Raw genomic sequence first — 21,069 nt, 5'->3', positions numbered from 1 at the left:
ATAATTTCCGCGGCGGAGTGCGATGTCAAGCCGTGCGTACGCGCTACAGGTGAATGCCGCTCCAGACCCAGATCACGCGCAGGGCGAGCAGGGTCATGACGATACGGAACAGCGGCTTGAAATGGACATCGCGCAGGCGGCCGAGGAGCTTCAGCCCGGTCAGGGTGCCGAGGTAGCCGCAGCCGATCATCAGCGCGAGCAGCGGCAGCCAAGGCAGGAAGGCGAAGCCGGCGAGCGCGAAGGCGATCAGCTTGAGTGCATGCTGCAGGGTCATGCAGCTGGAGAAGTTGGCGGTGTAGTGCCAGCGGTCGCCCTGATCGCGGCCGAGCCAGGCCGAGACCAGCGGGCCGGTGGCGCCGGCCAGTACGGTGATCAGGGTGGTGACCAGTCCGCCGACGATCAACCACAGCGGGCCGGTGCGCTGCGCGAAATGCGGTAACGGCAGCCAGGTCAGGGCGAGGATGAAAAAGCCGACGAACAGCGGTATCCAATGCGGCGAGAGTCTGCCCAGCAGCAGCACGGTCGCCGGCGCGGCGATCAGCCCGCCGAGGGTGAAAAGGCCGACGACACGCGTGGAGGCATGCCGCCGCGTCATCCACGCCCGGCCGGCGTTCGATCCCATCTGTACGAGGCCGTGCACGGGTATCAGCGCCAGCGGCGGTACCAGGCCGGCCATGATGCCCAGCAGGAAGGCGCCGCCACCGACGCCGAGCGAGGCGGTCATCAGCGAGCCGGCGAAGCTGGCCGCCAGCAGCAGTGCGACGTGTGCGGCATCGAGGCCGGCGAACCAGGCGAGATGCGGCATCGGCGTCAGTCGTCGGCCGGGTAGTGGACGGCGAGCCAGACGCTCGCGGCGTCCGCTGCGGTCCATTCGACGCGATGGCGCCTGCGCGCGGGAATGTCGACCCAATCGCCGACGCGCAGGTGCAGGCGCTCGCCGTCCTCGAATACGAGCATCGCCTCGCCCTGCAGCAGGGCGACCCATTCGGCCTGCGCCTGCTCGTACCAGCCGGACGCAGGCGAGCGGTGCCCGCGCGAGACGATACGCTCGATGCGCACGGCTTCGGTGCCCGCCAGGCGTTCGAAGGCCTCGGCGTCGGCGTCGCCGGGCAGGTCGCTCAGCAGGTTGCGCGTCGTCATGCGCCGGCGCCGCTCCGTGCGGCCTCGACCAGGGCCGCACACAGGGCTTCCATGCCGATGCGGTCGGCTTCGCCGAAGCGGGCATGCAGCGGGCTGTCCACGTCCCAGACGCCGAGCAGCCGGCCGTCGGCATCGATCAGCGGCACCACGATTTCCGAGCGCGAGGCGGCATCGCAGGCGATGTGGCCCGGAAACGCGTGCACGTCCGCGATCATCTGGGTTCGCCGCTCCATCGCGGCGCTGCCGCACACCCCGCGGCCGAGCGCGATGCGCGCGCAGGCGGGCCGGCCCTGGAACGGGCCGAGCAGCAGCTGCGCGCCGTCGAAGCGGTATAGTCCGGCCCAGTTCAGCCCAGGCAGGCCGCCGAAGACCAGGGCGGCAAGGTTTGCCGCGTTGGCGATGAGGTCGGATTCGCCGGCGAACAGCGCGCGGGCCTGGACGAGCAGGTTGGCGTAGCAGGCGGATATTTCGGCGGTCGAGTGCATGTTGGCGGACGCAGGAAGTCGGCAGGGAGATTCTACGCCGCCGCGGCGGCGGTGGCATGAGGCCGTGCGGCGGTGCTCAGCCCCGTTCGTGTGCGGCCACCGAGTGGCCCGTCGGCGCAGGCGTCCGGCGCGGTGCGCGCAGGGTTTCGTAGAGCATGATGGCGCCGCCCGCGATCATCGGCACCGACAGCACCTGTCCCATGGTCATCCAGCCGAAGGCGACGAAGCCGAGCTGCGGATCGGGCTGGCGCCAGAACTCCAGCGTGAAGCGGATCAGGCCGTAGGCCAGCAGGAAAAGTGCCGAGACGGCGCCGGTTGGGCGGCGGCGGGCGGAAAACACCCACAGGATGGCGAACAACACCAGCCCCTCGCCGATCGCCTCGAACAGCTGCGAGGGATAGCGCAGGACATCGCCGCCGTGCGGGAAGTAGGCGCACCAGGCAAAGCCGTGATGGCACGCCCGTCCGAATAGGTTGCCGTTGATGAAATTGCCGACGCGCCCGGCGGCGAGGCCGAGCGGTATCAGCGGAGCCACGAAATCGGTGACCGCGAGCAGCGGCAGGCGCTCCTGCCGCGCCAGCCAGGCGAGCGCGATGATGACGCCGATCAGACCGCCGTGAAAGCTCATGCCGCCGTCCCAGACGGCGAAGATCTGCAGCGGGTGGGCGAGATAAAGCGGCAGGTTGTAGAACAGTACGTACCCGATGCGGCCGCCGAGGTAGGCGCCGAGTTCTCCGTGGATCAGGGCCTCCACGGCCTGTTTGCGGGACAGGGCGCGGCCCGGCTTGCCGGCGCGGCGCATGGCCAGCAGGAGATAAAGGCCGAAGGCGACCAGGTAGGCGAAGGCGTACCAGTGCACCTGCAGCGGTCCCAGGCTGAACGCGACGGGATCGATGTTCAGCGGATTGGGGTAGACGAGACGATCGTAAGGCAGGCCAAGCATGCTCGAATCCGACCGGCGCACCGGGCGATAGTTCCCCGCCGCGCTGCCCAGGGCGTTCGCGCCGGGTGCGCACGCGCGCATACGCGCACCAATAATGTGCGCGTATGGCTTTGCCTTGGGCCGCCGATGCCACATACTTATCGCCCTCGCGGCCCAGGCGGCAACCCTTGGCTTGGCTTGTATTTTGCTTTATAAGGGGCGCCCGTTTGGGATGCCGTCGTGATCCGTCTGCCAGTGACGGACAGGGGGCGCCGGGTGACGCATGTCCGCCGGTCGTGGCGCTCGGCAATCATGGGGGCCGTCGAAAGGGCGGTACGAGAGAGCGCCGGACGCGTGGGGCAACAGTTTTTCTTACGAGGAGAAATCGAATGATCAATCGGCTGAGTCGCTTGTTGGTACTGGGGGCGGGTATGACCGCGGCAGCTTTGATGGCGGGGACCGTACAGGCCGCTTCCGCCGCCGACGCGCATTACGGCGAGTGCAAGGTGACGGGCAAGTGGGCCTCGCATCCCTTCAAGCCCGTGATTCCGGGCCAGCTGACCGTTGAGGTCAACATGCCGGCGCCGGGCTGGTGGAACGGCAATTCCCCGGACACCATCAAGAGCGGCTACGAATACTGCATGGCCGCGAACATCGCCTATCGTGCCGGTATCCCTAAGGTCAAGGTCAAGAACGTGGCGTGGGACGGCCTGGTCGCCGGCCAGACCAAGAACTTCGACCTCGCCCTGTCGGAAATCTCGATCACCGACAAGCGCAAGAAGGTCGTCGATTTCTCGGTACCTTATTTCGAGTCCACCATGGGCGTGCTGGTGCGCAAGGGCGAGCATGTCACGCCCGAGAACATCCGCGACAAGCTGATCGGCGTGGAAGGCGGCTCCACCGGCGCGTCCTTCGTGACCGACAAGATCAAGCCCATGAAGCCCGCGCGTCAGTTCAGCGGCGAGGCCGGACTGTTCACCGCGCTGGCCGCGCATCAGATTCAGGTGGCCGTCACCGATACCTCGATCGTGCTCGCGCAGCAGGGCAAGAGCCATGGCCGACTGGTCGTGGTCGGGCAGTACGATACGGGTGAGACCTATGGCGCGCTGTATCCCAAGGGTTCGAAGAACCAGCAGATGATGAACACCATCATCGAGTCCCTGATCAAGGACGGAACCCTCAAGAAGCTTGGCGACAAGTATCTGGCCGCGGCCTGGGGTGCTTCGCCCAACAGCATCCCCACCTGGAAGCTTCCGTAATCCGATGACCCGGCCGGCGCCTGCGCCGGCCGGGCCGTTTATGGGTATCCGGAAGCTGTCGCATCCACACACGTCCGGGCCGGCGGCAAGCCGGTGCGGACGTTTTCCGTATGGGGCGCGCGGTAGTGGCCCCATGCCCAGACAGGAATGACGCAATGACAACGCTTATCGACGGCGATCCTGCGGCTCCGCATCCGACGCAGCGCAGCGCGATACCGAAGGATCAGCGCCGTTTCGCGGTCGCGGCCGGCGCGACGGCCGTGCTCATGGTTGCCGCCACCTGGTGGGTGGCGGGGTTCATTCACGGCGTGCTGCTCAAGGTCGGGCTGGCCGGCGGTTTCACCGACGCGCTGCTTGTCGCCGTTGCGCTCGTGCCTCTGGCGCTGTTTTTCCCCGCCTCGCGCGGCCTGAGGCGCGCCTTCGCCGCCACCGCAAAATTACGCAGCGGGGATGTGGTCGGCGCACGCGTGGCGGGTTCGGAGGCGCGCGACTGGAGTTGGGTGACCTTCGGCTATGCCGCCGCGCTGGTCATCGTGTTGATGCTGATTCTATTCATCCTCGCCAACGACGAGGCCGTGGGGCGTACCTTCTTCGATACTTCATTGATGGTCAGCTCGTTCTGGCTGGTGCTCAAGGCCTTCTGGCTCAACGTGCTGATCTTCACCGCCGCGGAGGCCATCGTGCTGGTCTGGGCGCTGGTGGTGGCGGTGGCGCGTTTCGCGCCCGGCAAGGCGGGCCGCCCCATCCGGCTGCTGGCCATTGCCTACATCGACGGTTTCCGCGGCCTGCCGGCGATCATCACCCTGTATCTGGTCGGCTTCGGCCTGCCGCTCACCGGGCTGGAATTTCTGAGCAACCTGCCGCTGGTGTGGCTGGCGATCATCTCGTTGTCGCTGACCTACGGCGCCTACAATGCCGAGGTCTACCGCGCGGGCATCGACAGCATCCACCCGAGCCAGATTTCCGCGGCCCGTTCGCTGGGCCTGTCCTATTTCAAGACCCTGCGCTTCGTGGTCGTGCCGCAGGCGGTGCGACGCATGATCCCGCCGCTGCTCAACAACTTCATCAGCCTGCAGAAGGACACCGCGCTGGTCAGCGTGATCGGGGCCATTGACGCCTTCAATCAGGCCAAGATCATCGCCAGCAACGACTTCAACCTCTCCGCGGTCACCACCGTCGCGTTTCTGTTCGTGCTCATCACCATTCCGCAGGCGCGCGCCGTGGATCGCCTGATCGAGCGCGACAAGCAGCGCCGCGGCTGACTTCGACCATGAGTGCCTAAACCATGTCCTTTCTCGAAATGCGCGAGGTCGTCAAACGCTACGGCGACCTGCAGATACTCAACGGCATCCGCCTCGACGTCGAGGAACATCAGGTTGTCTGCCTGATCGGCCCTTCGGGCTGCGGCAAGTCCACACTGCTGCGCTGCCTCAACGGTCTCGAACCCATCAGCGGCGGCGAGATCCGACTCAAGGGCGACCGCATCTCCGGCCCCGGCGTCGATCTCAATGCCCTGCGCCGCGACATCGGCATCGTGTTCCAGAGCTTCAATCTGTTTCCGCACATGACTGTGCTGCAGAACGTTACCTTGGCGCCGATCCAGGTGCTCGGCATGGACCGTGCCGAGGCAGAGTCGCGCGCCATGACGCTGCTCAAGCGCATCGGCCTGGAGGCCAAGGCCGGCGCTTACCCCGACCGCCTGTCCGGCGGCCAGCAGCAGCGCGTCGCCATCGTGCGTGCGCTGGTCATGGATCCCATGGTGCTGCTGCTCGACGAGATCACTTCCGCGCTCGACCCCGAGCTGGTGTCTGAGGTGCTCAACATCGTGCGCGACCTCGCCGAGCAGGGCATGACCATGCTGCTTGCCACCCACGAGATGAGCTTTGCGCGCGAGGTGGCGAGCAAGGTCTGTTTTCTGCAGGAAGGCGTGGTCTACGAGGAAGGCCCGCCGGAGCAGATCTTCGGCGATCCGCAGCAGGAGCGCACGCGCGCCTTCCTCAAGCGCATCATCGAGGCAGGACGGCTCTAGGACGCCCGAAGACGCAATACTCAACCGCGCGCCGGCCCGACCGGCGTGTCCTCGCGCAGTGCTTCGCGCCAAGTGCGTCTCGGCACATGGCTCGAGAGACGTTCGATCAGCAGCGACGCCAGCGCGTCGTTGATCTCGTGTCCCACGAAGGGCAGTACGTCGGCCACCACGTCGCCGCCGAGCGCGACCAGCCGTTCGGCGGCGGTCACGGTCTGACGGTAGTGGACCACCGGATCGTCCTTGCCGTGCAGCAGATACCAGGTGGTGCGTTCGTCGGCCTCGTCGGGCAGCGTGGCGAAACGCCCGCCGATGGAAGCCACCCGCGCCGCCAGTTCGGGCTCCGCGCGGGCGCATTCCAGCGCCATGGTGGCGCCTTGCGAAAACCCGATCAGGGCGGTCTCCTCCGCTCCGCAATCGGTGCGCGATCGCCATTCGCGCACGGTGTCGGCAAAGGCGGGCAGGGCGGTGGCCACGCGCGAACTGCGGCGCGCGTCGTCGAGTTCTCGTGCCGAAAACCACTGAAAACCGAAACCGAAATCGCCGGGGTCCGGAGCGCGCACGCTGACGATGCAGGCGTGCGGATAGGCCTCGGCCAGACGTTGGCCAAGCGGCAGCATGTCGTTCGGCGTGGCGCCGAGGCCGTGAAACAGCAGCATCAGCTGACCTGGGTGGCCTTGCGGTCGGGCAACGACGATGGATTCGGCGAGCGGCATGGGGCGTTCCCCTTGTTCATGGACCGTGGGCAACGGACGGGTGCGGTTCCGCGATTGCTGTCATAGTCTAGCCTCGCAGCCATCGGCGCGGTCCCGGGCCGGCGTCTTCAACTCGGGGGCTCGGGTTCGCGCCCGCGTTGCTTGCAGGTATAAAGGACCGCATCGGCGGCGCCGATCAGGGTGTCGGCATCCCAACCGTCGTCGGGCGCCGTGGCGATGCCGATGCTGACCAGGGGCAGGCTCGGGTCGGTGCTGGCACCGTCGTGGATCGCGCGCTGCATGCGCTGGGCGATGGCCTGCGCCTGCGACGCGCCGGTGCCGGGCAGGATCGCGAGGAATTCGTCGCCGCCGTAGCGTCCCAGGTGGTCGCTGTCGCGCAGGCATTCGCGCATTTTCCCGGCCACCCACACCAGCGCGCGATCGCCTGCGCTATGTCCCTGGGTGTCGTTGATGTGCTTGAAGCGGTCGAGATCCATCATGAACACGCTCAGGCCTTGATCGCGCATGCGGTGCGCGTTCAAGGCCGCCGCCAGCGCCGCGAGAATGCCCCGGCGGTTGAGCACGCCGGTCAGCGGGTCCATGGCGGTTTCGGTGATCAGCGCCTGCCGCGTGGTCTCCCAGTTCTCGGACATTTCGTTGAACCGTTCCGCCACCTCGGTCAGTTCGTCGCGGCCACGCATATCGACGCGCACCCCGCTCTCGCCCGCGCCGAGGCGCCGGGCGGCCGTCTCCAGCGCCTTGATCGGGCGCAGGATGGAGGCCAGGAACAGGCCGATGAGCACGGTGGCGACCGACAGCGTGACCACCCAGCTCCAGATCAGCCAGCGCAGCTCGCGATGGCGCAGCGCGATGGCATGCGTGTAGCGCGCCTTGATGACCGCCGCCAGATGCAGGCGCGCCAGGCTGACGTCGTGGATGGCCTGCTGAATATCCTTGCGCGACAACGCATCGGAGAGCCGTGGGTCGCCGATGCGCAGCGGGCGGATGCGCTCCACCAGACGTTGCACCGCCGGACGTGCATCCCGCCATGCGCGTTGTGCCTGGGTGATCAGGCCCGCCGGCAGATCCGGTCCGTCATCGGTGGTTTCGATGGTGGAGAAACTGCGATCGATGTTGTGGGTCAGGGCCGTGAAATTGGGTGCGGAGGTGTCGGTCTCGGCCTCCAGTTCGTCGACCTGGGCCCGTTCCAGATAGTGCTCCAGCGTCGCCAGTGGGAGCAGGGCGTTGATCGATTCCTGCACCGACTGGCGGAAATCGAGCTCCTGATGCTCCAGCACGTCCAGGCTGACCACGCTCAGCGCCGCCATCGGCAGCAGCAACAGCGCGAGCATGATCGCGATGCGCTGGCCGACCGACAGCCGGCGGAGCAGGTGTTCAAGGGTCAGGCCGGCGCTCATCTTCATGGGCAATAGGTTTCGCGAATGATTGCCAGGACGATTCTACGGATTTTGGCGGCCCGTGCGAAAGCGGCGCGGCCAGCGACCGCGATGCCGGCGCTGCGTTGTGGTGCATGGGCGCGCATCCATGCTTCCTGTCTGTGCGGCAGCCCGCGGCCGGCCGGGCCGCGTGTCCGCCTCCGGCTAGGATATGTCCGGCAAATTAAAGGTTTGCCATGACTTCGTCGCGGTGGAGCCGGCTGGCATCGATCCTGCCTGTGGGTTGCCGCTGTGAATGTCGACATCGAGGACGGAGCCATGTCTGTACTGCCATCCGGGGAAGGCGCGATGCCTCCCGAAAGCCGCGGGTACCATCCCAGGCTCTACAACGCCGATCTCGCACCGGTCGACGGTTCGCTGCGCAACTGGTCGTGGCTGAACATGTCCACGGTGTGGATGGGCATGGTCCACAACGTCGTCGCCTACGAGGCCGCGGCCGGGCTCATCAGCATGGGCATGAGCGCGATGCAGGCCATCGCCGCCGTTGCCGTAGCCTATTTCATGCTGTTCCTGGCGATGTGGTTCAACGCCAAGGCGGGCACGCGACACGGCGTGCCGTTCTGCGTCCTGGTGCGTTCGCCGTTCGGCCCTTTCGGCGCCAACGTGCCGGTGGTGATCCGCGGCGTGGTGGCGATGTTCTGGTACGCCGTGCAAGTGTATGCCGGCAGCCAGGCGATCAATGCGATCCTGTCCACGCTGTGGACGCCGTGGGCGCACTTCAACGCCGGTTTTCTGGGCATGCCGGCGAACGGCTGGCTGTCGATGGGGCTGTTCCTCATGCTGCATGCCCTGGTGGTGAGTCACGGCGTGCACCGCATCCGCAACTTCGAGCTGATCGCAGGACCGCTGGTGATCCTGGTCGGGGTGATCGCCACGTTCTGGGGACTGCACGTGGCGCATGGTCTGGGGCCGATCTTCAGTCAGCCCTCGAAGCTGCACGGCACCGACGGCGCGCTCACCTTCGCGATCGGCGTGACCGGGATGATCGGCATCTGGTCCACCTTCGCCGTCAACATTCCGGACCTGTCCCGCTTCGTGCGCTCGCAGCGCGATCAGGTCCTGGGCCAGCTCATCGGCTTGCCGATCACCGCGATCGTGTTCACCCTGATGAGCGTGATCGTGACCTCGGCCACGATCATCGCCTTCGGCAAACCGATCTGGGACCCGGTCAAGTTGCTGCTCGCGATCGACAACCCGGTGGTCACCGTGCTGGGCGGGCTGACCATCATCCTGGCCACGCTGTCGGTCAACGTCGCGGCCAACATCATGCCCGCGGCCTACGATCTGGTGAACCTGTTCCCGCGCCGCTTGAACTTCAACCGCGCCGCGATGCTGGTGCTGTTCGCCGGTCTGCTCTATGTGCCCTGGTACTGGTTCCAGAACGCCACCACCATCTTCCACGCGCTGGAGATCATCGCCGGTCTGCTCGGGCCGGTGACCGGCATCATGCTGGTCGATTACTTCGTGCTGCACGGGCAGCAGTACGACGTCGACGCCCTCTACCGTTACTCCGAAACGCTGCATGGCCGTTACGGCATCAACCCCGCCGGTTTCTACGCGATGGGGATTGCCGGCGCGCTCGCCATCGTGGGGTTCTTCGTGCCAGAGCTTTCGGCCATGGCCGATTTCTCCTGGTTCATCGGCGTGCTGGCGGGCGGCGGGCTGTACTGGATTTTCGGCCGCGCGGCGGGGCTGCCCGCTCGCGCGCCCGAGTTGGCGCCGGAACCCGAATGAAACCCGGCTCCGGCGGCGTGCCCGCCGGGGCCGGGCCAAGCCCAAGGAACGCGTCCCGATATGTATCAGACACTGCCCCCGAACGGGCGGCTCGCCTACACCTCGATTCTCGACCGCGAACCCTACGACTGGCCGGGCGGGCGTCGACTCGCCGTGTATCTCGCGATCAACGTCGAAACCTTCGCCTACGGCGAGGGTCTGGGTGCCGCCCTCGGCTTCGCGGCGCCGCAGCCGGACGTGGCGAACTACGCCTGGCGCGAATACGGCAACCGTGTCGGCATTTGGCGCATGCTGGAAATGCTCGATGCGCTCGACCTGCCCTCGGCCCTGCTGGTCAATGCCGCGCTGTACGAAACCTGCCCGGACATCGTGCCCGCCTTCCGCGCCCGCGGCGACGAGATCGTCGCCCACGCCTACACCAATTCGGAACGTCAGGACGACATGGACGAGGCGACGGAGCGCGAGCTGATCCGGCGTGTCACCGCGATCCACCGCGAACAGGATGGTCGCGTGCCGCAGGGCTGGCTGAGTCCCTGGATCTCCGAGACCGCGGTCACCTCCGATCTGCTGCAGGAAGCCGGTTACCGCTACACGCTGAACTGGTGCCATGACGACCAGCCCACCTGGCTGCACACGCGCGGCGGGCGGCTGCTTTCGGTCCCTTATCCGCAGGAAGTGAACGATATCCCGGCGATCGCGGCCAGAAGGATGGGTGCCGGCGAGTTTGCCGACATGATCATCGACAACTACGAGGAAATGCTCAGGCAGAGCGCGGGGCAGCCGCTGGTCATGGGCATCGCGCTGCATCCCTACATCGTCGGCCAGCCATACCGTCTGGTGCATCTGCGCAGGGCGTTGAGACACATCGTGGAAGACGCCTCGGCCTGGCTGACGACGCCGGGGGCGGTGGCGGCACATTGTCTGGCGAGCGGCTGCGTCAGATAAGGCGCGACCGTGTGGCGCCCGGACGCCGAGAGAGGGTCAGAGCGATTTGGTGTCGGCGGTGAGAGCCGTTGGCGGTACCCGGGATTGTGCCTTGTCGATGGCGTTGCCGTGTCGCCAGAGCAGATAGAGCACGGGGATGCCGAGCGGGATCACGAAGGTGCCGATCGCGCAGATCCAGAAAACGACGAGCTTGAAGGTCCGGCCGGCCGACGTTCTGGCCAGCAGCGTGGTTCTCAGGATATTGCTGGCGTCGAGGGAATCCGACATGCGCGTCTCCATCTCCGTGGCGAGGCCGGCAATGATGGCCGTGCGCCGAGTATATAAGAAAATCGGAATATATAGGGAGACGCTGCCGAGATCAATGCGCGGGCGGTTCGGATGCACGCGCCGTCCTGCGCGAGAGCAGGGTCCGCACCGTGTGGTCGTCGGTCTGCGCGAAGTCGACGTAGTATTCGCCCACCGACAGGAAATCCTCGGGTTCATGCAGGCAGACGAACCGGTCCGCAAGCGTCGCGAAGTCCGCGCGTGCGCCGGCCGGCGCCACCGGCAGCGCCACGACGACACGCGCCGGACGACCGGCGCGGACGGCCTGCAGCGCCGCGCGCAGGCTGGCGCCCGTCGCGAGGCCGTCGTCCACGACGATGATCGTCCGGTCACGCAGCGGCATGGCCCCCCGCGTGCCCCGATACAGCCTTTCGCGGGCTTCGAGTGCCTGACGCGCGTGCCGATCCACGGTCTCGACCGCCTGCGGGTCGATGCCGAGATCTTGCACGACAGCCTCGTTCATCGTGCGCACGCCCCCCGAGGCAATGGCCCCCATGGCCAGCTCGGGGTACTGCGGCACGCCGAGCTTGCGCACGACCATCACGTCCAGGGGCGCATCGAGGGCGCAGGCAATTTCGTAAGCCACCGGCACGCCGCCCCGTGGCAAGGCCAGCACGAGCGGGCTTTTGTCTTCGGCCGTCAGGCTGTCGCCCAGCATGGCGGCCAGCTGCCGTCCGGCGTCGCGGCGGTTTTCGAAGTACGTGGGCATGCGCTGCCTTCCCGTGCGAATCGCATCGGCGGAAGTGGCGGTTGGCCATGTGGCGAACATAGCCGGGCGGGAGCGAGGCTGCCTTGATTCGGATCAACGTCCTGAATACACGCGACAGGCCGTTCATTCCGCGGCGGCGACTCCGGCGTTCGATGTCCGGCTGATCACGGCGCGGTTGCGGCCGGCGGCCTTGGCGGCGTACATCGCGTTGTCGGCGCGCTGCAGCAGGGTATCGAGGGTGTCGGCGGACTCGATGCCGGCGACGCCGCAGCTGATGGTCGTCGTGTGATTGCCGACCAGAGGCCGCGCGGCGATATGCGCGCACAGGGTGTCCGCCTTGTGTTTGGCTTCATCCAGCGTCGTTTCCGGCAGTAGAATGACGAACTCCTCGCCGCCCCAACGGCCGATGGCGTCGGTGGTGCGCAGCACGTCGTGCACCCGCATGGCCAGCGCGGCGATGGTCTGGTCGCCGACATGATGGCCGAACTGGTCGTTGATGGCCTTGAAATGGTCAATGTCGAGCAGGATCAGGGAAAAGGTGTGCCCGTAGCGGCTGAAACGGGTCAGCTCGGTTTCGATCATCGACATCGTGCGCCGCCGATTGGGCAGTTGCGTGAGCACGTCGGTGTGGGCGAGCTGGGTCAGCTCGTCCATGGTCAGCTGGGCGCGCTGGAAGCGGCCCTGGTATCCGGCGAAAAAATGCAGCGCGCTGATCAGCACGCCCGAAACCACGAGCAGCTGGATGGTGAAATTCGTTGCCGGCTGCGGCGGCGTCAGCAGATAAGGCAGGCTGATGCCGACGTACAGGGCGAGGATCGCCAGCGACAGGCGCAGGCCGCTCTTGTGGTCGCCGATCACGAAGGCGAAGACATAGAGCACGGGTATCCACAGATACAGCGGTCGCAGATCGATGTCCGCGCCGTAGGTCGGCGAGTACAGATGCAGGGCCATGCATCCTGCGCAGATCAGGGTGGCGAAGACCAGGCAGGACAGCTCGACGAATCTCAACGGCAGCAGGCGGCGCCAGACGATCGCGAACATCGTCGGGTGGAAGATGACGTTCAGCGCGAACACCACGCGCAGGACGGTGGACACCGTGCCCTGCCATTCCATAATGCCCCAGGCGAACAGCGAGGCCAGCCAGGCCAGCACCAGAATGATCGTCAACACACCGCGCTTGAGCTGCTCTGCGACCAGCTGCGAGCTGTCCCAAGGGTTCGCCTGCTGCTGGCTCATGCGCGCTTTGTCCCCGTGGGTACCAGGTCGCCGGCCGGGGACGCGAATGCGCCCGCGGAAACGGCCGTCAAAGCCGCATGCCGGCGCGGCATAGCGATATCGCCTGTCATCATCGGGATGGGTTCGATCGAGTCGTTTCTATATTGAACCGTCGGCCGGGCCGAACACGCCTGTCTGGTTCGACCGTCTCCCACGGCGGGCGAATCCGATATCCATTGTAGGCAATGATCGCCAAACCCGCTCGACCGGCTGCAACGCGGTGCGGCGCGACGCCTGCCGGCCCAGCGGCGCAGGTGCGAACCGTTTGTCGGTGTATGGGTCCCGGCGCGAAACTTTGCCCGTACGCAGGCCTCTTAATGTTTAGATATCGCGGCTAGCGAGGTGGCGATCGGATGAAAGACCACACGCCTTTTCATGGGCAGGCGATTATTTCAGGTTATCGCCACGGCGCAAAATTCAGGCCGTCGGCGTGGTCCGAAATGCTCAGCGACGCCGCCGCCGCCTTCGACGCGCGCGACCGGCGCCTGGTCTACGCGGACTACCTGCGTCCGGCCTACACCGAACAATACGGCCATTGCGTCGAGGTCGATTTCGATGCGCTCGAACAGGCCAATCCCTACGCTTATCGCCTGGTGATCGATTTCATCCGCTCGAATGGGCTGGAGCTGTATGCCCACGACGGCGGCGCCGCGATCGAGTACGATGCGCCGCGCACGCCTGGACAGGCGGCTTCCTGAGCCGTAGCGGCTCTACTGGCCAGTATCTCAAGATACGAGCCACTGCATACCCCTGTCTGATAACGTATAACGCAGTTGCCCAAAAACGGGGCGTAGCAACGCCCCGCAAAGAAAATTTCATGTCGTCATGGCGCCATAAATCCGTATTTACGATAGAGCTTTTGAGCCGTTATGCCTACCATGAATTTCATGAAGTCTCGCGCTGCCTTTGGGTCGGGCGCGTGCTTCATCATCCCGGCTGTGTAGGCCACAACTTTATTGTCTTTTTCGGGTACATTGATGATGGCAGTCGGATGATGCGCGATCCTGGAGTGGAAATAGGCCTCCGTATACCAGACGACGCCCGCCGAGCATTTATGCTCCATGATTCGTACCGGGGTTTGTCGATGGTGAATATGTGTCAGGAAGGTCGTGCCGTTTTTGACTTTCTCTCTGTAAACGACATTGACCAATGATTCACCACCGGTTTTTTTGAGTGCCGGTATAATTGCATGTTTGGCGATTCCCTCCCATTCGGGATTGGGCATGCAAAGCTGCAGCTCGGGTCGGGCAAGACTTAGCATGCCTTTGACGTGCTGAGGATTGCCTTCGTACACCATGATGGCAAGTTTGTTTTTCGCATAGACCTCTACCTTTGAGAACCAGTGCATCGTGTTTTGAAGATGCATGATACTGCCATGTCCGGCGGTCAGAATGTCTGGCTTGAGATTGACATGCATATTGCCGATCAATATGCCGTTACCGCGCTTGATGGCGGTGATCAGTCTTCCTGGCGGCAAAGTAAAGGCAACCACGCGTTTGTATTGCGGATAGGCCTTCATGAAATCTCGCATCAGTTGATTGACCAGCATGTACTGATTGCCAGCGAAATATACGACCAACTGAGGATTGTTCACGTCGCCATGGATGTCGGGCACGTTCTGTAGCCCAGGTACGGTCAATTCGGTGCCGTTGTAAATGGGTTTGTTCCATGGTGGCTGAACCATCAAAAGATGCGTCGGGAAATCCTGCATGTAACGCGAATTGTTATATACCGAATCACGATGAATGGATTCTCCGTGCTCTTTTTTTTGGGCATGCGCCAGGCCCGCCGTACCCAGCAGCAATGAAGCTGCAAAAATCGATAGAGGCCAACTGTAGAGACGATTCATTTCGCTTCCTCCCGTCAATATATGATTTTGTTATAAGCAGTTGCAATCACGCGTGGTTCGCGTGAATTTATACTTGCATAAACATGGTTGGTGTAACAGGTTTGGCATGTAAGGTGTTTCAATGAATCATTCAATTCATTCTCCCGATGGTGCTAACCATGGAAAATCTATATGACAACGCCTTGCCTGTGGCGGAATCACAGTTTGTTATTGGCCCAACAAGATGGCATGGACCGAAGCGCCAGGGCTTTGATTGTTGATTGCATGTGAAATGAGCGACGATGTGTCGTGTAACCACGCGTACACGAGCACCTCAACAGTTGAACGGACTGATGCCCATCCACAGCGTTTTTTCGAAGCGGATCACAGGGAACGGCAGGGACTGGCCGTCGACCATGATGGGTGGGCTGATGAACTCGAAGCGTGCGGGGAGCGGCTTCGGTATGCGGATTTCCACCCAGCGAGGCTGGGTGCTGGTCTCGGTCACGTCCGGGGAGGACGTGAAACGCGTCAGGGGGCCGCTGAGCGTGTCTCGCGCGAGGTCGCGCATCAGGAAACGGTCGGCGGTGAAATGGTAGCTTTGCCAGCTTGCCGCGGCGGCGTCGGGCAGATCGGCGCGGTCGCCCAGGCGAAGGTCCACGTAGGTGGTGCGGGCGCCTGCGCTCAGCAGCGCCCGCACCGGCAACGGGCCGACCTGAAACACCACGGCCCTCGGCAGCGGCACGCAGTGCCCCGTGGTCAGCTGTCGGCCGCCTTCGACCGAGGGGCGGTAGTATTGGGTGGCATTGGGCACGCAACCCGTAAGCCAGGTACCCAGTAAACACGCCAGCAGGCCTATGCGTGGCATCGCGCCCCCGGGACAATTCACGCATTCAAAGAATGGACTTTGGGGGGTCGGTCGGCAAGTGGCCGGCCCCTGGCTGCCGCATTCTGGCGCGCGCGGTTTATGGTGCGTTCCATGCGGCTATTTGACGGTGTGCGGAGCCGGGTGTTAAAGACAGCGACATGACGCTCGCCCTGCAAGACTTTGCGTTGACCGCGGCACGCTATCTTTGGCAGTTCGCCGAGATCGCGGTGCTGGGATTCTTCTTTGCCGGCCTGCTTCAGGCCGTGATGCGCACCGACGCGCTGCGGCAGTTGGTCGGCGGCGGCGTGTTGCGGTCGAATGCCGCTGCCGCCGTGGCCGGTTTCGCAACGCCGCTTTGCTGCTGCACCGCGATCCCGACGGCCGTCGAACTGTACCGCGCCACGGGGCGGCGCGGGCCGGCAAGTGCTTTTCTGATCGCCACGCCCTGGTTCAACTGGTATGCGCTCGTGGCGCTGTTCGTGTTTCTGGGCTGGCGATTTGCCCTGTCCGTGTCGTTGTCGGCGGTCATGATCGCCTTCGTGACCGGGGTGGCGGTGGACGTGTGCACGCGCGACCGCGCGGCGGCGGACATGCCGGCCGCCGAACCGGCCGTGCCCGCCTGTGGCTGCGGAACGGCCTGCGATGCCCCCGATACCCGGCGGGGCGGCGCGTGGTTCGACTTCACTTCGCCGGTGCTGAAATTCAAGGAGGCCCTGGGCATCGCGTGGGCGCTGCTGAGGGAGCTGGCGCCCTGGATCGTCGCGGGTGCCCTCCTGGGCGCCGTGGTCAAGGACTTCATGCCCATCGGCTGGGTTGCGCACTTCGGCGCCGCCACGGGCCCGCTCAGCCTGCTCGTGCTGGCCATGATCGCCAGCATTCTGTATACGGACAGCCTGGGCTCGCTGCCGTGGATCCACGCCCTGCAAAGCAAGGGGCTGGCTTCGGGCAATGCCATGCTGCTGCTGGTGGCCGGCGTCGGCACCAATATCGCCACGCTCGGTCCCGTCTGCAGGCTCATGGGGCTGCGCGCCGCGGCGGTCTACGCCGCGGGCGTGCTGGCGAGCTCGCTGGCGCTGGCGGCGGTGCTGAATCAGGTGAGCGCGCGCTGACCCGAAGACGGGTGCCGGTGCGGCGCCGGGGCCAGGCCTCGCCACCGTGCTGCGGCCGGCGCATACCGGGCGTCGGGCGAGCCGGATTCGTACCATCAGCACGACGCGAAAACCCGCATCGGGGGGAAGGCATGCCGGAGAGAGTCAGGGGGCAGGCGCTAAGCCCGTCTGCCGTAAGCGACTGCTACGATCGGCTGGGGCCGAGGCTGGACCTGCTGGGGTTCCACGGGATGCCGTCGGTCAACGACCTGATCGCGCACGCCGATTTCGAGGACGCGCAAAGCGTGTTCGAGTTCGGCTGCGGCACGGGTCGCTTCGCCGCGCGCCTGTTCGACCAGTATCTGCCGCCCGGCGCGCAGTATCTCGGCTGCGACGCCAGCCCGGTCATGATCGCGCTGACGCAGAAGCGCCTGGCCCCGCATGCCAGGCAGGCCCAGGTGGTGCCGTCCGGGGTGCCTTTGCGGTTTCCGCTGCTCGACCAGGAAGCGGACCGCATCGTTTCGGTTTTCGCGCTCGATCTGCTCGCGGAGGCGGATGTCGCGCAGTTCTTCGAGGAGGCCCACCGCTGCCTGAGCGCACAGGGCAAGGTCTGCCTGGCGAGCCTGCACCGGGGTGCCAGCGTGCCGTCGCGCGTCGTCTCCGGGGCCTGGACCGCGTTGTTCAACCGGCGTCCGGCGCTGGTCGGCGGCTGCCGCGCCATCGACCTCAACCCGTTCATCGATCGCCATCGCTGGCAGGTCGCCCACCGCAGGATCGCGGCGCCGTTTCTGGTCGCATCCGAGGTGTGGGTCCTGGAAAGACGCACGGCGTAACGCCCGCCCCGGCGCTTCGGGCGCGTCCCCGGCTCAATCGTCGCGGTGTTCGATCTCCTGCACCAGCACCCACGGCGCGGCGACCACCGCCCAGAATACCGGCTGGCGCTGCCCCCAGAGGCGCGCGTCGGCATCCGTCGCGCGCGCCAGCGCGCCGCCCGCCATCCAGCCGCGGACTGCCTCGCTGTCGTCGCACACCACGCAGGCAGCGACATCGACCAGATCCAGCGCCGCGTTAACCTTCACCACCGTGCCGCGCGCGAAGTGACGCTCCAGCTCCGCCCATGCGATCTTGCCGGTCTCGGCGTTGAGGCGTGCACGCAATGCCTGTGTGTCGTCGTTCATTGGGGACATTGTAAAGGATAGGAACGGCATGGTCTGCCGGCGCTCGGGCGACGAGCGCGGGCTTGACCTTGTAGCGACTACAGGGTCTAGGGTGATTCCGGGAACGCCGGACAACCAGGCGTCATGGGCCGGCGCCTGTTGCCGGGTCGACAAGGGGGATGCCATGTGGGGACCGATGAGCGAATACGGTTGGGGTATGGGGGGCTTTGGCCTGTGGGGCGGGCTGATGATGGTGCTGGTCTGGGGAGCGCTGATCGTGCTGGTGGTCGCCATCGCCAAATGGCTGCTGGGCGGCCGGGCCGCGCACACGCCGCATGCGCGCTCCGGCAATAGCGCGCAGGATATCCTTGACGAGCGTTACGCGCGCGGCGAGATCGACCGCGAGGAATACCTCCAGCGGCGAGAAGACCTCAGGTGACGCCCGCCGCCCGCGAATCCGTCCGTGGGCGATTGGCTTGCTTGGCGTATGCCGTGCCTTATTCCTGCCGGGCCGACGCGCAAGATCGCCCAGGCGTTTTCGCGGTCCGTGCAACCAAGGGGGAGACCGTACGCGACTCGGACGACCTTGACCCTGTACGGGCCGCGTCAACACCGCTGATCCGGGCTGCGTGAGATCACGCGCAGCCCCGCGAGGCAAGGCGATAAGGGGCAGCAAAGACATAAGCGACGATCGTCTCCGCCGCGCTGCGGACTGCAATGATGCCGATTCGTGCCTGTTCTGATGAAGGGTGGGTGGTCATCGGGGGGGGCAGGGAAGGCGCTGCCGCTGCGAACACGTATCCGGTGAGTCGGACCGGTGAGGCATCTGTCTCGCGATACTGCTTGAACCCGCTCTGTGGGCCCCATAGAATAACTATTCATGTATCTATTCATCTAGTTGTTCACGCCATGATCCGTACACCATGAGCAACGGCACGATCATCCGCGAGCAACTGGCCCGCGGGGCGATGAGGGCCCGTCAACTCGTTGATTCGACGGGCCTGAGCCAGCCCACCGTTTCCCGTGCCATCGCCGGCCTGGGCGATGAGGTCGTGCGTATCGGGGCGGGGCCGTCTATTCATTACGCTCTTCGGGACGCCTCTCGCGGCCTGGGTGACGTGCCCGTGTACCGGGTCGATGCCGCAGGGGGATTGCGGCTGCTCGGGCGGCTGATCCCCGTTCACCCCGATGGTTTCGTCATGCGCCAGGAAGACGGCGCCGCGCAGCACTTCGAGGGTCTGCCCTGGTGGTTGCTGGACATGCGTCCGCAGGGATTCCTCGGACGCGCGTATGCGCGCCGGCATGCGGACGATCTGGATCTGCCGGCGAACCCGAACGAGTGGAACGACACGCAAGTCCTGCGTGCGCTGCTGAGGCATGGCGAAAACGCGGTCGGCAACCTCCTGCTGGGCGATCGCGCGCGCCAGCGCTTCCTGGAAGGGGCTCTGCCGGCTCCCATCCCCCCTGTCGACCGTGGCGAGGCCTATGTGCGCTTGGCCGAGGCCGCCACGCGCGGCGATCAGCCGGGTTCATCGGCGGGTGGCGAGCAGCCCAAGTTTGCTGCCTACGCGATGACGGACGTCGGCCCACGGCACGTGCTCGTCAAGTTCTCGGTAGCCGAGGACAACCCGATCGCCGAGCGCTGGCAAGATCTGCTGCTGGCCGAGCACGTCGCGGCCGAGACCTTGCGCGCCGCCGGTATCGCCGCCGTGGCGACGCGTCTGTTCGATCATGGCGGGCAAAGATTCCTGGAAACCGAGCGCTTCGACCGCGAGGGCGAGATGGGGCGTCATGCCCTGATCTCCCTGGCCGCGCTCGATGCCGAGTTCGTGGGAGCCGGTTCCGGCGAATGGCCCGTAATCGTGCAGCGCCTGGCGCAAGCCGGGCATGTGCAGGCCCAAGCCCATGGCGAAGCGGCCTTCCTGCACGCCTTCGGCACGCTCATCGGCAACACGGACATGCACTTCGGAAATCTCTCGTTCCACGGCGATCATGGGAGGCCCTACACCCTCGCGCCTGCCTACGACATGCTGCCCATGGGCTTTGCGCCAAGAAGCGGCGGCGCTCTGCCCGAATCGCTGGCAGAGCCGCATATCACGCCTTCGGTCGATAACGAAACCTGGGGGCGCGCGCTGGAAGTCGCACGGCAATATCTGGAGAGGTTGCGGCTTGTCGGCGACGCATTCAGCGAGCGGTTCATGCCGTGTCTCGCCGCATTGGAGCGACATGTCGAAGTGGGGGGGAGCAGGATTGCCCGGTTGAGTCAGGGGGTGTAGCGCATCCCTGCGCCTCGGCCCTTCGGGGTTTGCCCGATAGTTGCCCCCCGGCATTATTTGGCGGTTTCTCGTCAGGTCAGCGGAAATTCAGCGGGAATGGCGGAATGGTTTCACACGCTTTGAGCGATTTCTTTCGCAGCCAGTAGGAAGCGGCGGGCCTATTTCACACGCCTTAAGCAACGGCGCTCTTGACTAGTTTCGGTGCGGGCGTGCGAACCCCTTTCTTTGTTCGCGCAAAGAAAGGGGTGAAAGAAACGCGCCCCGAACCGCCTTGACCCTGCGGACGACTCAAGCCAGCGAGAGATCCTATTTCGCAGATGGGCGCTCAGGCGTCAGCGCGCGGATGATTTCGGTCAGGGCGTTTGCTGTGTCTTCCGGGCGTTGTCCGTATTGCACTCTGACAATAGCGCCGTCGACCGCGATGCCGAGTGCATGGGCGATCAGGTCTCGGTTGTGCATGGCTGGCAACAGGTCGAAAATCGCGGCGGTCATGGCCTCTTTGTGTCGACGTGCGAGGTCGACGACTTCCGGGAAATCGGTTGCCAGTTCGCCTACCGTGTTGATGAATGCGCAGCCGCGAAAATCCTCGCCCTGAAACCAGTCCATCAAGGTCGGCACAAGTGCGTCGATGTTCTGGCCGTGGCGCTTGATCGTACTTTTGAACCATTCCATCCAGCGCGTGTGCCGATAATCCAGGAACGCGCGTACCAGTTCGTTCTTGCTCGGGAAATGGCGGTAGAGCGTCACCTTGGTCACGCCGGAGTCGGCGATGATCCGGTCTATGCCGGTCGCGCGAATGCCCTGCCGATAGAAGAGATCGTGCGCAGCCAGAAGGATGCGCTCCTTGGCGGGTATGTGCTTATCGCGTGTCATGTCCTTAT

At 65.1% G+C, this 21,069-nt stretch carries 23 protein-coding genes; 10 read left to right on the top strand and 13 right to left on the bottom strand.

Translation table 11 applies throughout. The features are described from left to right. Positions 1–43: 43 nt before the first annotated feature. From THPRO_RS05760 to lgt, 4 genes are all read right to left on the bottom strand, one after another. The gene (locus THPRO_RS05760) at positions 44–805 is read right to left on the bottom strand and encodes a sulfite exporter TauE/SafE family protein (RefSeq protein ID WP_038088306.1); all 762 of its coding nucleotides are present in this window, start codon (positions 803–805) and stop codon (positions 44–46) included. Between the two features lie 5 nt (positions 806–810). Continuing rightward, a complete protein-coding gene (locus tag THPRO_RS05755; protein ID WP_038088303.1) occupies positions 811–1,140 on the bottom strand; it encodes a cupin domain-containing protein in 330 nt (109 codons plus the stop codon). Further along, on the bottom strand, positions 1,137–1,625 hold the full coding sequence (locus THPRO_RS05750) for a GAF domain-containing protein (RefSeq protein ID WP_038088300.1): 489 nt from the start codon (positions 1,623–1,625) through the stop codon (positions 1,137–1,139). Before THPRO_RS05750 ends, THPRO_RS05755 begins: the two co-directional genes overlap by 4 nt. 76 nt (positions 1,626–1,701) lie before the next feature. Beyond that, entirely contained in the window at positions 1,702–2,568 is an 867-nt protein-coding gene (lgt, locus tag THPRO_RS05745) for a prolipoprotein diacylglyceryl transferase (RefSeq protein WP_038088655.1), read from the bottom strand. A 368-nt stretch (positions 2,569–2,936) separates the two neighbouring features. On the opposite strand from lgt, the gene THPRO_RS05740 reads away from it, so the two are divergent. The 3 genes from THPRO_RS05740 (at position 2,937) to THPRO_RS05730 (ending at position 5,835) form a co-directional block, all read left to right on the top strand. Next, positions 2,937–3,806: an ABC transporter substrate-binding protein gene (locus THPRO_RS05740; protein ID WP_201786944.1), complete on the top strand. Its 870-nt coding sequence runs from the start codon at positions 2,937–2,939 to the stop codon at positions 3,804–3,806. Between the two features lie 155 nt (positions 3,807–3,961). Beyond that, complete coding sequence (locus tag THPRO_RS05735) at positions 3,962–5,068, top strand: amino acid ABC transporter permease (RefSeq protein WP_052064162.1); 1,107 nt, start codon at positions 3,962–3,964, stop codon at positions 5,066–5,068. A gap of 23 nt (positions 5,069–5,091) precedes the next feature. After that, entirely contained in the window at positions 5,092–5,835 is a 744-nt protein-coding gene (locus THPRO_RS05730; protein ID WP_038088297.1) for an amino acid ABC transporter ATP-binding protein, read from the top strand. 20 nt (positions 5,836–5,855) lie between these two features. Here the strand turns inward: THPRO_RS05730 and ypfH are convergent, their stop codons facing one another. Together ypfH and THPRO_RS05720 are read right to left on the bottom strand one after the other, a co-directional pair. After that, entirely contained in the window at positions 5,856–6,548 is a 693-nt protein-coding gene (gene ypfH / locus THPRO_RS05725) for an esterase (RefSeq protein WP_065089338.1), read from the bottom strand. 107 nt (positions 6,549–6,655) lie between these two features. Continuing rightward, positions 6,656–7,951 (bottom strand): GGDEF domain-containing protein, encoded by a 1,296-nt coding sequence (locus THPRO_RS05720; protein WP_065089337.1) that lies wholly within the window; start codon positions 7,949–7,951, stop codon positions 6,656–6,658. A gap of 291 nt (positions 7,952–8,242) precedes the next feature. On the opposite strand from THPRO_RS05720, the gene THPRO_RS05715 reads away from it, so the two are divergent. Together THPRO_RS05715 and THPRO_RS05710 are read left to right on the top strand one after the other, a co-directional pair. Beyond that, the gene (locus THPRO_RS05715) at positions 8,243–9,718 is read left to right on the top strand and encodes an NCS1 family nucleobase:cation symporter-1 (RefSeq protein WP_201786943.1); all 1,476 of its coding nucleotides are present in this window, start codon (positions 8,243–8,245) and stop codon (positions 9,716–9,718) included. Positions 9,719–9,778: 60 nt separating this feature from the next. Further along, positions 9,779–10,663: a polysaccharide deacetylase family protein gene (locus tag THPRO_RS05710; RefSeq protein WP_038088288.1), complete on the top strand. Its 885-nt coding sequence runs from the start codon at positions 9,779–9,781 to the stop codon at positions 10,661–10,663. 36 nt (positions 10,664–10,699) lie between these two features. Here the strand turns inward: THPRO_RS05710 and THPRO_RS05705 are convergent, their stop codons facing one another. The 3 genes from THPRO_RS05705 to THPRO_RS05695 form a co-directional block, all read right to left on the bottom strand. Then, on the bottom strand, positions 10,700–10,930 hold the full coding sequence (locus THPRO_RS05705; RefSeq protein WP_145930706.1) for a hypothetical protein: 231 nt from the start codon (positions 10,928–10,930) through the stop codon (positions 10,700–10,702). A 91-nt stretch (positions 10,931–11,021) separates the two neighbouring features. Beyond that, positions 11,022–11,696, bottom strand: coding sequence for a phosphoribosyltransferase (locus THPRO_RS05700; protein ID WP_065089336.1), 675 nt, complete (start codon positions 11,694–11,696; stop codon positions 11,022–11,024). Positions 11,697–11,819: 123 nt separating this feature from the next. Continuing rightward, positions 11,820–12,932 carry a GGDEF domain-containing protein gene (locus THPRO_RS05695; RefSeq protein ID WP_065089335.1) on the bottom strand — a complete coding sequence of 371 codons (1,113 nt, stop codon included), beginning with the start codon at positions 12,930–12,932 and terminating at the stop codon, positions 11,820–11,822. 392 nt (positions 12,933–13,324) lie between these two features. Here THPRO_RS05695 and THPRO_RS05690 point away from each other — a divergent pair, with 392 nt between their 5' ends. Continuing rightward, complete coding sequence (locus THPRO_RS05690; protein WP_082954464.1) at positions 13,325–13,669, top strand: DUF3579 domain-containing protein; 345 nt, start codon at positions 13,325–13,327, stop codon at positions 13,667–13,669. A 125-nt stretch (positions 13,670–13,794) separates the two neighbouring features. Here the strand turns inward: THPRO_RS05690 and THPRO_RS05685 are convergent, their stop codons facing one another. Next, positions 13,795–14,820: a substrate-binding domain-containing protein gene (locus THPRO_RS05685; protein WP_082954463.1), complete on the bottom strand. Its 1,026-nt coding sequence runs from the start codon at positions 14,818–14,820 to the stop codon at positions 13,795–13,797. A 313-nt stretch (positions 14,821–15,133) separates the two neighbouring features. After that, entirely contained in the window at positions 15,134–15,667 is a 534-nt protein-coding gene (locus THPRO_RS05680) for a hypothetical protein (protein ID WP_038088271.1), read from the bottom strand. A 158-nt stretch (positions 15,668–15,825) separates the two neighbouring features. Here THPRO_RS05680 and THPRO_RS05675 point away from each other — a divergent pair, with 158 nt between their 5' ends. Continuing rightward, positions 15,826–16,776 (top strand): permease, encoded by a 951-nt coding sequence (locus THPRO_RS05675; RefSeq protein WP_052064158.1) that lies wholly within the window; start codon positions 15,826–15,828, stop codon positions 16,774–16,776. Positions 16,777–16,907: 131 nt separating this feature from the next. Continuing rightward, the gene (locus THPRO_RS05670; protein ID WP_065089334.1) at positions 16,908–17,588 is read left to right on the top strand and encodes a class I SAM-dependent methyltransferase; all 681 of its coding nucleotides are present in this window, start codon (positions 16,908–16,910) and stop codon (positions 17,586–17,588) included. Positions 17,589–17,621: 33 nt separating this feature from the next. On the opposite strand, the gene THPRO_RS05665 is transcribed toward THPRO_RS05670, so the two are convergent. Next, complete coding sequence (locus tag THPRO_RS05665; RefSeq protein ID WP_065089333.1) at positions 17,622–17,933, bottom strand: DUF2288 domain-containing protein; 312 nt, start codon at positions 17,931–17,933, stop codon at positions 17,622–17,624. Positions 17,934–18,108: 175 nt separating this feature from the next. On the opposite strand from THPRO_RS05665, the gene THPRO_RS05660 reads away from it, so the two are divergent. Together THPRO_RS05660 and yjjJ are read left to right on the top strand one after the other, a co-directional pair. Further along, positions 18,109–18,351, top strand: a complete 243-nt coding sequence (locus THPRO_RS05660) for an SHOCT domain-containing protein (RefSeq protein WP_065089332.1) — start codon at positions 18,109–18,111, stop codon at positions 18,349–18,351. 484 nt (positions 18,352–18,835) lie between these two features. Beyond that, positions 18,836–20,188, top strand: a complete 1,353-nt coding sequence (gene yjjJ, locus THPRO_RS05655) for a type II toxin-antitoxin system HipA family toxin YjjJ (protein ID WP_038088265.1) — start codon at positions 18,836–18,838, stop codon at positions 20,186–20,188. A 306-nt stretch (positions 20,189–20,494) separates the two neighbouring features. On the opposite strand, the gene THPRO_RS05650 is transcribed toward yjjJ, so the two are convergent. Beyond that, positions 20,495–21,061: a TetR/AcrR family transcriptional regulator gene (locus tag THPRO_RS05650; protein ID WP_038088262.1), complete on the bottom strand. Its 567-nt coding sequence runs from the start codon at positions 21,059–21,061 to the stop codon at positions 20,495–20,497. Positions 21,062–21,069 lie beyond the last annotated feature (8 nt).

It is taken from the genome of Acidihalobacter prosperus (assembly GCF_000754095.2).
Classification (GTDB): Bacteria; Pseudomonadota; Gammaproteobacteria; order DSM-5130; family Acidihalobacteraceae; genus Acidihalobacter; species Acidihalobacter prosperus.
Note: the sequence above shows the minus strand (reverse complement) of the source record. Positions and strands in the feature narration are given on the sequence as shown.

What these genes read in the sequence shown, in the direction of transcription:
- THPRO_RS05760 (WP_038088306.1), bottom strand. Translation starts at nt 805, where the DNA reads ATGCCGCATCTCGCCTGGTTCGCCGGCCTCGATGCCGCACACGTCGCA.
- THPRO_RS05755 (WP_038088303.1), bottom strand. Translation starts at nt 1,140, where the DNA reads ATGACGACGCGCAACCTGCTGAGCGACCTGCCCGGCGACGCCGACGCC.
- THPRO_RS05750 (WP_038088300.1), bottom strand. Translation starts at nt 1,625, where the DNA reads ATGCACTCGACCGCCGAAATATCCGCCTGCTACGCCAACCTGCTCGTC.
- lgt (WP_038088655.1), bottom strand. Translation starts at nt 2,568, where the DNA reads ATGCTTGGCCTGCCTTACGATCGTCTCGTCTACCCCAATCCGCTGAAC.
- THPRO_RS05740 (WP_201786944.1), top strand. Translation starts at nt 2,937, where the DNA reads ATGATCAATCGGCTGAGTCGCTTGTTGGTACTGGGGGCGGGTATGACC.
- THPRO_RS05735 (WP_052064162.1), top strand. Translation starts at nt 3,962, where the DNA reads ATGACAACGCTTATCGACGGCGATCCTGCGGCTCCGCATCCGACGCAG.
- THPRO_RS05730 (WP_038088297.1), top strand. Translation starts at nt 5,092, where the DNA reads ATGTCCTTTCTCGAAATGCGCGAGGTCGTCAAACGCTACGGCGACCTG.
- ypfH (WP_065089338.1), bottom strand. Translation starts at nt 6,548, where the DNA reads ATGCCGCTCGCCGAATCCATCGTCGTTGCCCGACCGCAAGGCCACCCA.
- THPRO_RS05720 (WP_065089337.1), bottom strand. Translation starts at nt 7,951, where the DNA reads ATGAAGATGAGCGCCGGCCTGACCCTTGAACACCTGCTCCGCCGGCTG.
- THPRO_RS05715 (WP_201786943.1), top strand. Translation starts at nt 8,243, where the DNA reads ATGTCTGTACTGCCATCCGGGGAAGGCGCGATGCCTCCCGAAAGCCGC.
- THPRO_RS05710 (WP_038088288.1), top strand. Translation starts at nt 9,779, where the DNA reads ATGTATCAGACACTGCCCCCGAACGGGCGGCTCGCCTACACCTCGATT.
- THPRO_RS05705 (WP_145930706.1), bottom strand. Translation starts at nt 10,930, where the DNA reads ATGTCGGATTCCCTCGACGCCAGCAATATCCTGAGAACCACGCTGCTG.
- THPRO_RS05700 (WP_065089336.1), bottom strand. Translation starts at nt 11,696, where the DNA reads ATGCCCACGTACTTCGAAAACCGCCGCGACGCCGGACGGCAGCTGGCC.
- THPRO_RS05695 (WP_065089335.1), bottom strand. Translation starts at nt 12,932, where the DNA reads ATGAGCCAGCAGCAGGCGAACCCTTGGGACAGCTCGCAGCTGGTCGCA.
- THPRO_RS05690 (WP_082954464.1), top strand. Translation starts at nt 13,325, where the DNA reads ATGAAAGACCACACGCCTTTTCATGGGCAGGCGATTATTTCAGGTTAT.
- THPRO_RS05685 (WP_082954463.1), bottom strand. Translation starts at nt 14,820, where the DNA reads ATGAATCGTCTCTACAGTTGGCCTCTATCGATTTTTGCAGCTTCATTG.
- THPRO_RS05680 (WP_038088271.1), bottom strand. Translation starts at nt 15,667, where the DNA reads ATGCCACGCATAGGCCTGCTGGCGTGTTTACTGGGTACCTGGCTTACG.
- THPRO_RS05675 (WP_052064158.1), top strand. Translation starts at nt 15,826, where the DNA reads ATGACGCTCGCCCTGCAAGACTTTGCGTTGACCGCGGCACGCTATCTT.
- THPRO_RS05670 (WP_065089334.1), top strand. Translation starts at nt 16,908, where the DNA reads ATGCCGGAGAGAGTCAGGGGGCAGGCGCTAAGCCCGTCTGCCGTAAGC.
- THPRO_RS05665 (WP_065089333.1), bottom strand. Translation starts at nt 17,933, where the DNA reads ATGAACGACGACACACAGGCATTGCGTGCACGCCTCAACGCCGAGACC.
- THPRO_RS05660 (WP_065089332.1), top strand. Translation starts at nt 18,109, where the DNA reads ATGAGCGAATACGGTTGGGGTATGGGGGGCTTTGGCCTGTGGGGCGGG.
- yjjJ (WP_038088265.1), top strand. Translation starts at nt 18,836, where the DNA reads ATGAGCAACGGCACGATCATCCGCGAGCAACTGGCCCGCGGGGCGATG.
- THPRO_RS05650 (WP_038088262.1), bottom strand. Translation starts at nt 21,061, where the DNA reads ATGACACGCGATAAGCACATACCCGCCAAGGAGCGCATCCTTCTGGCT.